Source organism: Brachybacterium sp. AG952, from assembly GCF_004362645.1.
Classification (GTDB): Bacteria; Actinomycetota; Actinomycetes; order Actinomycetales; family Dermabacteraceae; genus Brachybacterium; species Brachybacterium conglomeratum.
Window position 1 is genome coordinate 608,325 of the sequence record NZ_SNXV01000001.1, and the last position, 13,360, is coordinate 621,684.

Annotated in this window: 9 protein-coding genes; all 9 read left to right on the forward strand. The window is 74.1% G+C overall.

The features are described 5' to 3' along the window. The first annotated feature begins 146 nt into the window (after positions 1 to 146). The 9 genes from DEU31_RS02655 (at position 147) to DEU31_RS02695 (ending at position 13,322) form a co-directional block, all read left to right on the forward strand. A complete protein-coding gene (locus DEU31_RS02655) occupies positions 147 to 1,826 on the forward strand; it encodes an HNH endonuclease signature motif containing protein (RefSeq protein WP_133675596.1) in 1,680 nt (559 codons plus the stop codon). Between the two features lie 51 nt (positions 1,827 to 1,877). Next, positions 1,878 to 3,056 carry an exonuclease SbcCD subunit D gene (locus tag DEU31_RS02660; protein WP_133675597.1) on the forward strand — a complete coding sequence of 393 codons (1,179 nt, stop codon included), beginning with the start codon at positions 1,878 to 1,880 and terminating at the stop codon, positions 3,054 to 3,056. Beyond that, a complete protein-coding gene (locus DEU31_RS02665; protein WP_133675599.1) occupies positions 3,053 to 6,127 on the forward strand; it encodes an SMC family ATPase in 3,075 nt (1,024 codons plus the stop codon). Before DEU31_RS02660 ends, DEU31_RS02665 begins: the two co-directional genes overlap by 4 nt. A 159-nt stretch (positions 6,128 to 6,286) precedes the next feature. Beyond that, positions 6,287 to 7,267, forward strand: coding sequence for a beta-ketoacyl-ACP synthase III (locus DEU31_RS02670; RefSeq protein WP_133675601.1), 981 nt, complete (start codon positions 6,287 to 6,289; stop codon positions 7,265 to 7,267). Between the two features lie 56 nt (positions 7,268 to 7,323). Then, the gene (locus DEU31_RS02675; protein ID WP_010549421.1) at positions 7,324 to 7,836 is read left to right on the forward strand and encodes a DUF456 domain-containing protein; all 513 of its coding nucleotides are present in this window, start codon (positions 7,324 to 7,326) and stop codon (positions 7,834 to 7,836) included. After that, positions 7,833 to 9,863 carry an ABC transporter ATP-binding protein gene (locus tag DEU31_RS02680; RefSeq protein ID WP_133675603.1) on the forward strand — a complete coding sequence of 677 codons (2,031 nt, stop codon included), beginning with the start codon at positions 7,833 to 7,835 and terminating at the stop codon, positions 9,861 to 9,863. The genes DEU31_RS02675 and DEU31_RS02680 overlap by 4 nt, the downstream gene beginning before the upstream one ends. Then, entirely contained in the window at positions 9,860 to 11,743 is a 1,884-nt protein-coding gene (locus tag DEU31_RS02685; RefSeq protein ID WP_133675605.1) for an ABC transporter ATP-binding protein, read from the forward strand. Before DEU31_RS02680 ends, DEU31_RS02685 begins: the two co-directional genes overlap by 4 nt. 4 nt (positions 11,744 to 11,747) lie before the next feature. Then, on the forward strand, positions 11,748 to 12,623 hold the full coding sequence (locus tag DEU31_RS02690; RefSeq protein WP_133675607.1) for a class I SAM-dependent methyltransferase: 876 nt from the start codon (positions 11,748 to 11,750) through the stop codon (positions 12,621 to 12,623). 36 nt (positions 12,624 to 12,659) lie between these two features. Next, positions 12,660 to 13,322: a DUF6318 family protein gene (locus DEU31_RS02695; RefSeq protein WP_166649357.1), complete on the forward strand. Its 663-nt coding sequence runs from the start codon at positions 12,660 to 12,662 to the stop codon at positions 13,320 to 13,322. The last annotated feature ends 38 nt before the right edge of the window (positions 13,323 to 13,360 follow it).

Here is a 13,360-nt window from a genome sequence, read left to right on the forward strand (position 1 = left end):
GCATCACGCAGCCGGAGCATTCGCCGGGCGATGAGATCGCCGACGGCGCACGCGACGCGGTGCGTTCCGGGCGGTCGGATGCCGCCGCCCCAGATACCTCCGCGTGGGAGGTCTCCCTGCCCTCGGTTCCCGCTTCGTCGCCGGTGGTGACGGCATCGCCGTCGGCTCCTGCCGCCACCTCCCCGGACCCCGTCGACGATGCCCTGATCGCGTCGCTTCCTGCACGTTTCCGCCGGGTCGGCGCACGCCAGGCTCGTACTCGTGATGCGCTGCCCGATCTCGGCGGCTGCGCCGACGACCCCGCCCTCAGCGAGGCCGCGCAGCGCGTGTGGGATGCGGAGCGCGCCACTGCCCTCGCGCTCGCTGCGCAGTACCGCGCCCTCGCCGCCCTGCACGAGTTCGAGGGCGAGTACGAGGACGCCTGCGAGCTCGACGAGGTCGAGACGCTCCGCGCCGCACTCGGCCTCCGGGTCACTCGCAGTGCCGCGAGCTGGCGACTGCGCGACGCATACCAGGCCGTGAACCATTTCCCGCGCACCCTCGAGAACCTCGAATCCGGGAGCATGCCGTCGGCCTGGTTCCAGAAGATGCTGAAGACCTCGCAGAAGATCTCCGAATCGTCCAGGAGAGATCTCGATGTCGTGATCTCGACATGGTCCACGGATATCAGTCCGGAACGATTCTTCACGCTCCTGCGCGCCCTCATCGAGCATCTCGCCGAGCGCGAGAGCCGTCCCGATCCCGTCGCTGCGCTCGAGCGCACCGTCGAGCTGCTTCCCGGCGCGGAGGCCGGCACCGGGACCCTGAGGATCACGGGCCCGATCCCCGAGATCCTCGCCCGGTGGAAGTCAGTCGACGAGTCCGCCCGCGCCGTCCAGGCGGCGCAGCGCGCGGCGCTCCGCGACGGCACGCCGATCCCGCACGACCCCGACGGCGTCGTCCGCGAGACCGGACGGGCCCTCCCGCTGACCCGGCTGCGCTACGCCCTGCTCGACACCGCCGAACTCGACGTCGACGGGGTCGCCGTCCCCGCCGAGCGGTTCCGCCTCAACGTCACCGTGCCCGTGCTGACCCTGCTCGGCGCCTCCGACCAGCCCGGCATGCTCGACGGCGTCACCCCGCTGCCGCCCTCGATGGCGCGTTCCCTCGCCGGCAGCTGCACCGTCTGGCACCGCGTCCTCACCAGCGCGAGCAGCGGCGCCTTCCTCCCGCTCCCGGCCGACCGCGTCACCCCCACCCCCGCGATGCTCGAGCACCTCCGGCTCCGCAACGGGCAGTGCGCCGTCCCCGGATGCACGCGCCCCACCTCCTGGGCCTCCGAGTGCGACCACATCGAGGAGTGCCTGCGCGGCACCCCGGGCGAGGGCGGCGCCACCGAGGTCGAGAACCTGCACCTCCTGTGCTGGCAGCACCACCTCGACAAGACGAGCGGCCTGCTGGACCCCACCCGGCTCCCCACGCAGGCAGGCAGGCCCGGCCGCACCCGCTGGACGATCGGCCGCCACGGCGACGCCGTCACCGTCCTCGACGACCTCGACCACGCCAGCCTCGAGATGGTCGAGCTGCTCACCGCCGCCTGGACCGGATTCCTGCGCGGCACCCACGCCGGCAGCCCCGCGACCAGCCCGAACAGCCCACCGGAGCATCCCGCTGACCGGCGTGTGCTCACCACGCCGGTGGTCGAGGAACCGACTATGCAGACCCAGGCTCCGCCCGGGCCACCGCCGACCGCGACGCCCTCGCGCGGCGAGACTCCGACACCCCCTGCCCAGCTCCCGGAGCCTCCGCCGGAGGGATGGGGCGACCACGGTCCGCCGCCCTTCTGATGCCGCGCGCCCGTCCCTCGTCCGTCGCACCCCACCCCTAGGCTCGATGACATGAAGATCCTGCACACCTCGGACTGGCACCTGGGCCGCACCCTGCACAAGGTCGACCTGCACGAGCACCAGGCCGCCTTCCTCGACTGGCTCGTCGACCTCGTCGAGGCCGAGGGGGTGGACGTCGTGGTGATCCCCGGCGACGTCTACGACCGCGCCGTGCCCGCGGTGAGCAGCGTGACCCTCCTGGACCGGGCCCTCGCCCGCCTCGCCGACACCGGCGCGACCGTGGTGCTGACCAGCGGGAACCACGACTCCCCGGAGCGGCTCGGCTTCGGCCGCTCCCTGATGCGCGCCGGCATCCACCTGCTCACCGACCTGCCCGGGATCGAGCATCCCGTCTCCGTCGAGGACGAGCACGGCGAGGTGCTGTTCTTCGGCCTGCCCTATCTCGAGCCGGACCGCGCTCGCACCGAGCTCGCTCGCGAGGGCGAGGAGCCGCTGCCCCGCAGCCACGAGGCCGTCACCCGCGTGGCCCTGGACCGGGTGCGGGAGCACGCCGCGGCCCGGCCCGGTGCCCGCACCGTCGTCCTCGCCCACACCTTCGTCACCGGCGGCGAGGCCAGCGATTCCGAGCGCGACCTCTCCGTCGGCGGCGTCGACTCCGTCCCCGCCGGGGTGCTCGGCGGCATCGACTACCTCGCCCTCGGCCACCTCCACGGCTGCCAGGACCTCACCCGCAGCGTCGGCGCCCCCGCCTGGTACTCCGGCTCCCCGCTCGCCTTCTCCTTCTCCGAGCGCAGCCACCGCAAGTCCGTCCTCCTCGTCGAGCTCGGCGCTCCGGGGGCCGACGGGGAGCGGGCCGAGGTCGCCGTGCGCCGCATCGAGACCCCCGTCCCGCGCCGTCTCACCGAGCTGCGCGGCACCCTGGAGGAGATCCTCGCCCGCCGGGACGAGCACGCCGGGGACTGGCTGAAGGCCGTCGTCACCGACCCCGCCCGCCCAGCCCACCTGCAGGAGCAGCTCCGTGAGGCCTACCCCCACCTGCTCCTGACCGAGTACGCCCCGGAGGGCCGCGCCGCGAGCGCCGGCACCCCGGTGGTGCGCCGGGAGCAGAACCCGCTGGAGGTGATGGACGAGTTCCTCGCCCACGTCACCGGCGGCGACCCCACCGAGGCGGAGCACGACGTGCTCGAGCGCGCCTACTCCGCCGTCCGCCGCCAGCAGGAGGCCTCGTGAAGCTCCACCACCTCCGCATGACCGGGATCGGCCCCTTCGCCGGCACCGTCGAGATCGACTTCGCCGCCCTCGGCGCCTCCGGCACCTTCCTGCTCGAGGGGCCGACGGGCTCCGGCAAGTCCACGATCCTCGACGCGATCGTCTACGCCCTCTACGGGCAGGTCGCCGGCTCCGCCACCAGCGCCGACCGGATCCGCTCCCAGTTCGCCGCTCCGACGGAGCCGAGCATCGTCGACCTCGTCTTCGAGACCCCCTCCGGACTGCACCGCGTGCGCCGCTCCCCGGAGTTCCAGCGCCCCAAGCTGCGTGGCACCGGCACCACGAAGGAGCAGGCCAAGGCCCTGATGTGGCGGATCGGGTCCCCGCAGGCCCTGCCCGCCGCGATCGCCGACACCGCGGGCGCCGGCGACGGCAGCGAGGTGATCGCCAGCCGCATCGACGAGGTGGGCCGCGAGGTGCAGCGCGCCGTCGGCCTCACCCGCGAGCAGTTCACCCAGACCGTCCTGCTGCCCCAGAACGAGTTCGCCCGCTTCCTGCGCGCCGGCACCGGGGAGCGCCAGCAGGTGCTGCAGCGCGTCTTCGGCACCGAGACCTACGCCGCCGTCGAGAAGCAGCTCGAGGAGATGCGCAAACAGGCGAAGCGCCAGGTCGACGCCGCTCAGCAGACCCTCGGCACAGCGCTGGCGCGCTTCACCGAGGCCGTCGCCCTCGAGGACGAGGACTCCGCCGCGCTCACCGAGCACGCCGCCGCACTGCGCCTCGAGTCCCTCGCCTCCGCGGCCGACGCCCAGCTCGCGCAGGTCACCGCCCGCGCGGCCGAGACCGCCGCTTCCTCCGCCGCGGCGCAGGAGGTGGAGCAGACCGCGCGGACCGCCGCCGAGGCCGCCCGCACCGCCCGCACCCGAATCGATCGCCGCCGAGAGCTAGACCAGCTCGCGACCCGCCTCGAGACGGAGAAGTCCGAGGTCACGAAGGCGTCGGCCGCGCTCGAGCGCGACGAGACCGCCCGCCCCGTCGTCGAGGTGCTGCGGCGACGCGACACCGCCGCCCAGGCCGCCTCGGCCGCGATCGAGGCCCTCGCCGCGCGCGCCGAGGAGACGCGACCCGCGCACCCCGACCTCGTCGACCTCCTCGCGGAGCAGGCCGAGGACCCCGCCGCCGCACTCGCCGCCGCGGCCGACGAGGCGACCGGCGCCGCCGGCGCCCTCAAGGACCTCGTCGACCTCGAGACCGCGCTGCCCGAGCGGGAGAAGCAGCTCGGCGCCCGACGCGAGGCCCTCACGGCCCGGGAGGAGCAGCTGAAGGCTGCGACCGTCCGGCTCGAGGAGCGCCCCGCTGCCCGCGGTGCCCTCGTCACCGCGCGCGAGGAGGCCCGCACCGCCGCCTCGGGCCTCGCCGAAGCGCGGCTCGCCCTCGCCGCCGCGCAGGACGTGCTGAAGGCCGCGACCGCCGCAGATGCCCAGGTCAAGGCCGTCGCGAAGGCCAAGGAGACGGCCGAGCGCTCCCTGCGCACCGCCCGCGCCCGCGCCGAGGAGGAGGCCACGCTGCGTCGGCGCCGCTTCGCCGGGATCGCCGCCGAGCTCGCCGCCGACCTCGAGGACGACTCTGCCTGCCCCGTCTGCGGATCCCACGAGCACCCCCACCCCGCGGACCCCTCCGAGGACGCCGTCAGCCCTGAGCAGGTCGAGGCCGCCGAGACCGCCCGCCGCGCCGCCGAGCAGGCACAGGCCGCCGACGCACAGGCCCTCGCCCTCGCCGAGCGGGAGCTCGCCGCGCTGCGCGAGGACGCCGGGGAGCACACCCCCGACACCGCCCACGCCGAGGTCGGGACCCGCACCGCCGCCGTCACCGCCGCGACGACCGCCGCCGCCCGCGCCGACGAGCTCGAGACGCAGCTGAACGCCTTCGACGCCGAGACCGAGAAGGCCACCCGCGCCAAGGAGGCGCTCGCCCTCGACATCGCCCGTGAGCGCACCGGCATCGACGAGACCGGCCGCACGCTCGTCGCCGACCGCACCCGGATCGACGAGGCCCGTGGGCAGGACGGCTCCATCGCCGAACGCCGCCGCGGCCACACCGCCCGCGCCCGCGCCGCGACCGCGCTCCGCGAGGCGCTGCGCAGCCGCATCCAGGCCGAGAGCTCCGCCGCCGAGCTCGCCGCCGAGGCCGACCGCGCCCTCGCCGCCAGCGGCCTCGCCACCGCCGAGACCGCCCGCGCCGCAGTCCTGCCCGCCCAGGAGCGCACCCGTCTGCAGAAGCAGGTCCAGACCCGCGCCGTCGACGAGACCCGCCTCGCCGACGGTCTCGCCGAGGACGGCATCGCGGACACCGTCGCGACCGACGAGGCCCGCGAGCAGGCCGAGGCGGCGCTGGTCGCCGCGGGGGAGAGGCTCACCGCCGCGCAGACCGCCGCGAGGGAGGCTGCGGGGCTCGCCGCCCGCAGCGCCGGCGTGGCCCAGCGCGCCGGCTCCGCTCGCGAGGCCCTCGCCGCCGCCTCCGAGCAGGTCCGCGCCGTCGGCGAGGACGCCGGGGTCGTGGTGCGCGTCGCCGACCTCGCCACCGGCCGCTCCGCCGACGGCGAGCGGGTGCAGCTGTCGACCTACGTGCTCATGTGGCGGCTGGACGCCGTGATCGACGCGGCCAACGCCCGCCTCGCCCTGTTCTCCGGCTCCGAGCTCGAGCTGCAGCGCGACCGCGGCGCACGCGGCGCGCGGAAGACCGGACTGGACCTGCTGGTCCTCGACCGCCGCACCGACCAGGTGCGCGTGCCCGAGACCCTCTCCGGCGGCGAGACCTTCTTCGTCTCCCTCGCGCTCGCCCTGGGCCTCGCCGACATCGTCATGGGGGAGGCCGGCGGGGTGCAGATGGAGACCCTCTTCATCGACGAGGGCTTCGGCTCCCTGGACCCCGAGACCCTCGAGACCGTCGTGCGGGAGATCGGGCGGCTCGCCGAGAGCGGCCGCACCGTCGGGATCGTCAGCCACGTCGGCGACATGAAGTCCCAGATCGCCGAGCAGATCCACGTGCGCCGCGGCGCCGACGCCCGCTCGACCCTGACCGTCACGGCCTGAGACCACCCCGCGTGGGGCGAGGGCTCTTCAGGACCTTCATCGCGAAGCGGGAGGAGACCTTCGAGACGCCGCCGCGAGCCGCGGCACGTGGAACCGCTGGCGAACCTGCGCTGAGGACTGCGCCTACCATCGGTGCATCCGTCGGACCAGGAGAGCACCATGACCACGAGCCCCCGCCCCTTCGCCGCCCAGGCCCTCGCGGCCGGATCGAGGATCCTCGGCACCGGCCATCACCGGCCCGACCGCGTGATGACCAACGCCGACCTCGAGCAGCTCGTCGAGACCAGCGACGAGTGGATCCGCCAGCGCACTGGCATCGAGGAGCGGCGCGTCGCGGCCGACGGGGTCGACGTCGGCGACCTCGCCGCGATCGCGGGACGCAATGCGCTCGCCGATGCGGGCGTCGACCCCTCCGAGATCACGCAGGTGATCGTCGCGACCTGCTCCAACCACGAGCGCTCCCCGAGCGCCGCGGGCCGCGTCGCCCAGCAGCTCGGCATCCCCGCGCCCGCCGCCTTCGACGTGGGCGCGGCCTGCTCCGGCTTCGAGCACGCGCTCGCCGTGGCCGACATGTCGATCCGCACCGGCGCCTCGACCACCACCCTCGTGATCGGTGCGGAGAAGCTCTCCGCCGTCACCGACTACACCGACCGCACCACCTGCATCCTCACCGCCGACGGGGCGGGCGCGATGGTGCTGACAGCGAGCGACCAGCCCGGCATCGCGCCGGTCGTCTGGGGTACCGTCCCCGAGCTCGCCGACGCCGTCACCATCAACGGCGAGGGCCCCGCCTTCGCCCAGCAGGGACGGCAGGTGCTCGGCTGGGCGCTGCGCGAGGCGCCGAAGATCTCGCAGCGGATCGTCGAGGCCGCCGGGCTGACCATGGAGGACATCGACGTGTTCGTCCCCCACCAGGCGAACCTGCGCATGATCGAGCCGCTCGCCGCCGCGCTCGGCCTGCGCGAGGACGCGATCGTCGCCGACGACATCATCACCTCCGGCAACACCTCCGCCGCGACGATCCCGCTGGCGATCTCGCGGATGCGCGAGGCCGGGCGGATCCCCTCCGGCGCGACCGCGCTGCTGGTCGGCTTCGGCGGCGGCTTCTCCTGGGCCGGCCAGGTGGTGCGCCTGCCCTGACGGGCTGCCGATAGGATCGACGAGGCCCCACCCGCACCTGCGCCCCGGAGGACCTCGTGGTCGATTCCCTGACCGTCCAGATCATCGTCACGGTCCTCGCCGGACTCGCCTACGCCGTCGGCCTCACCGGCATCATCGTGCCGGTCCTGCCCGGCACCATCACGATCATCATCGCGACCCTGGTCTGGGCGATCCTGATCGGCGGCTGGCCCGCCTGGGTCGCCTTCGGGATCGTGCTCCTGCTCGGCGCGGCCGGCATGACCGCCAGCTACGTCCTCACCGGGCGCCGCCTCCACGCGGCCGAGGTGCCGATGTGGCCGGTCTACGTCGCGATCGCCGCGGCGGTCGTCGGCTTCTTCGTCATCCCCTTCCTCGGGCTGCCGATCGGCTTCCTCGCCGGACTGTACGTCGCCGAGTCGCTGCGGCTGAAGGACTGGAGGAAGGGCCTGGACAACACGTGGATCGCGCTGAAGGCCCTCGGCACCGGGATCCTCATCGAGTTCTCCCTGGCGGTGCTGTCCACGTTCACGTTCGCGATCGCGGTCATCGTGCACTTCGTGACCGCATGACCACCTCGCAGCACCCCGCCGTCCTCGTCCCCGGGCTGAAGCGACTGCTGAAGGGCTCGTGGGAGCAGAAGCGCTGGTTCGTCCTCGCCGTGCTCGGCGCGACCGCCTTCGCGCTGCTCCAGATCGCGACCTCCTCGATCATCGGCTGGGTCACCGAGGACGTCGTCGTCCCCTCCTTCGCCAGCGGCGAGGTCGCCCCCGCGCTCGTCCTCGGCGGGGGAGCGGCGATCCTCGGCATCGCCGTCGCCCGCGCCGTGACCGTCATGGCGCGGCGCGTCTTCGCCGCCGCCGCCCAGTTCGACCTCTTCCGCCTCTACCGCGAGCGGATCGTGCAGGTCTACGCGAAGGTTCCGCTGCTGTGGCACCGCCGCCAGGCCACCGGCACCCTGCTCAGCTCCGTCTACTCCGACGTCGAGGCGACCTTCTTCGCGATGGCGCCCTTCCCCTTCGCGCTGTCCACCCTGGTGATGCTGGCCTACGCGACCGTGGTCGTCGCCCGGATCGACCCGGTGATCCTGCTGGTCATGCTCGCGCTGATCGTGCTGCTGATCGTCCTCAACGTGCTCCTGCAGCGCTTCGCGACCCCGATCGCGATGCGCTCCCAGCAGCTGCGCGCCGAGGTCGCCGAGATCGCCCACGAGTCCTTCGACGGCGCGAACGTCGTGAAGTCCCTGGGCCGCGAGGACGTCGAGGAGAAGCGCTTCACCCGCGCCGCCGACGACCTGCGCGAGACCGGGATCCGCTTCGGCTACATCCGCGGCTGGTTCGACCCCGCCATCGACGCCCTCCCGAACCTCGGCATCCTCGCCGTCGCCGTGCTCGGCGCCTGGCGGATCGGGGAGGGGCACCTCAGCACCGGCCAGCTCGTCGAGGTCGCCTACCTGTTCACGCTGATGTCCCTGCCGATCCGGTCCTTCGGCTGGGTGCTCGGGGACCTCTCCCGCACGGTCGTCGGCGGCGGCCGCGTGCAGCAGATCCTCGACGTCGAGGAGGAGCGCACCTACGGCCCCGACCCGCTGCCGAGCGGACCCGGCGTGCTCGCGTTCGACCAGGTCTCCTTCGTCTACCGCGACGACCCCGCCGCCGTGATCCTCGGCCGCGGCGTCCGCGAGGAGCAGCTCGCCGTGCGCGAGGGGCATGCCCTGACCGACGTGTCCCTGCGCGCCGACCCGACGGCCGGGACCCGGGTGCTGGCCGTCGTCGGCGCGACCGGCTCCGGGAAGTCCACCCTCGCGCTGCTCGCCGCGGGCCTGGTCCCGCCGAGCAGCGGCACGATCAGCCTCGACGGTGCCCGCCTCGAGAGCCTCACCGCCGAGGCGCTCACGGCCGACGTCGCCCTCGTGCTGCAGCAGGCCTTCGTCATGGACGCGACCGTGCGCCAGAACGTCACCCTCGGCGAGGACATCGACGAGCGGACCGTGCGCTGGGCGCTGCGCGTCGCCCAGGCCGAGGCCTTCGTCGACGCGCTGCCGGACGGGCTCGACACCGAGCTCGGGGAGCGCGGCGGCTCCCTCTCCGGCGGGCAGCGCCAGCGCATCGCGCTCGCCCGGGCGCTGGCCCGTCGGCCCCGCCTGCTGATCCTCGACGACGCGACCAGCGCCTGCGACCCGAGCGTCGAGCTCGCGATCCTCGACGGGATCCGCCGCGAGATGACCGAGTCGACGCTGCTGCTGATCGCCTACCGCAAGTCCACGATCTCGCTCGCCGACCGGGTCGTGTTCCTCGACCACGGCCGCGTCGCCGACGTCGGCCCCCATGAGGAGCTGCGGGCGCGCAGCGCCGGCTATCGCGCGCTGGTGGACGCCTACGACGAGGCCGCGATCTCCCACAGCCTGCTCGAGGCCTCCAAGCCCCCGCCCAGCGACGCTCCCGAGGAGGAGCCCGACCCCGTCACCGGCGCGATCGAGATCCACAGCGCGGGACGCCACCGCCACGAGGAGTCGGTCGCCGACGAGGGCGAGTGCGAGCCGCCCACCCGTACCGGCGGGATCCCCGCGGTCCGCACCGATCAGGAGGCAGGGCGATGACCGCCGCACCCGGAGCCCGCACCTCGTCCGAGCTCGGCGGGGAGGCCGCCGCCGACGAGGGCGCGATCGCGACCATCCGCCGCGGCCTCGCCCTCACCCCCGAGCTGCTGCGCGGGCTGTGGATCACCCTGTTGCTGGCCGTGATCGCGACCGCCGGCAAGGTGGTCGTGCCCATCGCCGTCCAGGCCATCCTCGACCGCGGCATCATCGCGCCCGAGTCCCCCGACGTCGCCTTCGTCGCCGGCGCCGCGGGACTCGCCGCCCTCGTCCTGCTCGCGACCGCGACCTGCAACGTGCTCATGAACCGGCGCCTGTTCCGCCTGGCCGAGACGTCGCTGGCGACCCTGCGCAAGCGCGCCTTCCGCCACATCCACGACCTGTCCCTGCTCACCCAGGGCACCGAGCAGCGCGGCGCCCTCGTCTCCCGCGTGACCAGCGACGTCGACACCGTCAGCCAGTTCATGAGCTTCGGCGGGATCATGCTGGTGGTGATGAGCTTCCAGCTCGTCCTCGCCACCGCCGTGATGGCCTTCTACTCCTGGCCGCTCGCGCTCGTGGTGTGGCTGTGCTACCTCCCGATCCTCGTGATCATGGGTTCCCTGCAGAAGCGGATCCGCGCCCGCTACCAGGTGGTGCGCACGAAGGTCGGCGAGATGCTCGGCACGGTCTCCGAGTCCCTCGTCGGCTCCGCGACCGTGCGCGCCTACGGCACCGAGGAGCGCACCCGCCAGGCCCAGGTCGGCCGGATCGGTGCGGTGCGCGACGCCCAGTTCTCGGTGCTGCGCCCCCAGTCCGCGTCCTTCTTCCTCTCGGAGACGGCCGACGGGCTCGCGACCGCCGTCGTGGTCGTGGTCGGGGTGGTGCTCGGCACCGGCGCGCTCGGGATCGACCTGCCCGGCGCCGACCTCACCGCCGGCGGCGTGGTCGCCTTCGTCTTCCTCGTCTCCCTGTTCAGCCAGCCCGTCCGCATGGGCATCGAGATGCTCTCGGAGGCGCAGAACGCGGTGGCCGGGTGGCGGCGCGTGCTCGGCGTGCTCGACACCCCGGCCGACGTCGCCGACCCCGGCGGCGCCATCGACCCCCGCACCGGCCGGCGCGGCGAGCCCGTCCCCGGTGCGACGCCGCTGCCGGACGGGCTGCTCGACATCGAGATCCGCGAGCTGCGCTACCGCTACCCGACCGGCCCCGAGGTCATCCACGGCCTGGACGTCACCATCCCCGCCCGCTCCCGCATCGCGATCGTGGGGGAGACCGGCAGCGGCAAGACCACCTTCGCCAAGCTGCTCACCCGCATGATGGACCCCGCCTCCGGCACCATCGAGGTGGGCGGGGTGCCGCTCCACCTGGTGCCCTACGAGTCGCTGCGCTCCCGCGTGATCATGGTGCCGCAGGAGGGCTTCCTCTTCGACACCACCGTCGCCGGGAACCTGCTCTACGGGCGGCCCGACGCGAGCGAGGCGCAGATGCGGCAGGCGCTGGACGAGCTGGGGCTCGGCACCTGGGCCGACGAGCTGCCCGAGGGGCTGGACACCCCCGTCGGCCAGCGCGGCGAGTCCCTCAGCGCGGGGGAGCGGCAGCTCGTCGCACTCGCCCGCGCCTATCTCGCCGACCCCGACATCATCGTCCTGGACGAGGCGACCAGCGCCGTGGACCCCGCCGCCGACGTGCGCCTGCAGCAGGCGATCGACGGCCTCGCCCGCGGCCGCACCACGATCACCATCGCCCACCGGCTCTCCACCGCCGAGCGCGCCGACCGGATCATGGTGCTGGACCACGGCGACCTCGTCGAGCACGGCACCCACGCCGAGCTCGTCGATCTCGAGGGCGGGATCTACGCGGGGCTGCACCGGTCGTGGGTCGCGCACCGGGCGGAGCGGTGAGCCGATGACCGACCCGCTGCATCCGCCGATCCCGCCGATCTCCGCCCGCGACGAGCCGCGGTTCCGGGACGGTGCCCGCAAGCAGGCGCTCGCCGGGGCCTTCCAGGGGCAGGGCGCCGACTACGACCGGCTGCGGCCGGGGTACCCGCCAGCGGCGCTGGAGGCGATGCTCGCGGCGCTGGCCGATGCCCCCGCGCCGCTCTCCGGCACCGCGTCGATCTCCGACGGTGCGCCGTCCGCCGATTCCGCCTCGTCGCTCCGCGCCGTGGATCTCGGGGCGGGGACGGGGAAGCTGTCGTGGGCGCTGGTGGAGCGAGGGTTCGAGGTGACCGCGGTGGACACCAGCGCGGCGATGCTGGAGACCGCCCGTCGTCGCGGAGCCCATGGCGCGCTCGCCACCCGCGTCGCTCCCGCCGAGGCGACCGGGCTGCCCGCGGCGTCGGCCGAGCTGGTCACCGTCGCGCAGGCGTGGCACTGGTTCGACGCGGAGGCGGCGTCGACCGAGGTGCTGCGGCTGCTCGCGCCCGGGGGAGTGCTCGCCCTGGTGTGGAACATGCTCGACGTGACGATTCCCTGGGTGCACCGGCTGTCGCGGATCATGCACGCCGGCGACATCCATCGCGAGGACTTCGACCCCACCGTCGGCCCCGGGCTCGAGCTCACAGGTCGCCGTGCGCTCACCTGGGAGGACCCGATGCCCACCCAGGACGTCATCGACCTCGCCCGCACCCGCAGCTACGTGATCACCGCCCCCGAGGAGCGGCGGCAGAAGGTGCTCGCGAACCTCGACTGGTACCTCCACGACCACCTCGGCCACGCCCGCGGGGCGAGGGTCGGCGTGCCCTACCGCACCGACCTGTTCCTGTACCGCGCCCGCTGAGGGAGCCTCCCGGCCGCGTCCTCTACCGTGGAGCCCGTGAACCGCCCGGTCCAACGCCTCATCGTCGTCGCCCTCGCCCTCGTGCTCCTCGTTCCCGTCGGCGCGCTGGGGATCTCCCAGCTGCTGAACCCCGGCGGTCAGGAGGAGCAGGCGAGCGAGAGCGCCGGCGATCCCGGGAACCCGGAGAACCGGCCGACGGCCGACCCTGCCGAGCAGCCGCCCCGCCCGGACCTGCCGCGCCCGGAGGAGCCGGCGGAGCTGACCGAGCAGAGCGAGGCCGGGGCCGAGGCGACCCTGACCTACCTGCTCGGGTCCTACGACTACATGATGAGCAGCGGCGACATCTCCGTCTGGGAGGACAAGGTCGACCCGAACTGCCAGGTGTGCGTGACCTTCCTGCAGAACGCCGAGCAGCTCGCCGCCCAGGACGGCTATCTCACCGGCGGCGCCTTCGAGGTGCACTCCACCAGCTTCGCCGGCACCGGGGAGCCGCCCGCGACCGGCACCGTCACCGCGCAGTTCACGCAGGAGGCCTCGATCCTCGTCGACGACCCGAGCCTGCAGGCCAACGCCCTCGACGAGGCCACCGGGCAGCTGATCGCCACGGTCGCCTGGGACGGGGAGCGCTGGCGCGTCACTGACATGTCCATCGCCCCGCCCGAGGGCGCGGCCTCGGATGCGGGCGGCGCCGCGGGCTGACCCGCCCGACGCTCACCGGCTCCGCCCTGCGCGGAACC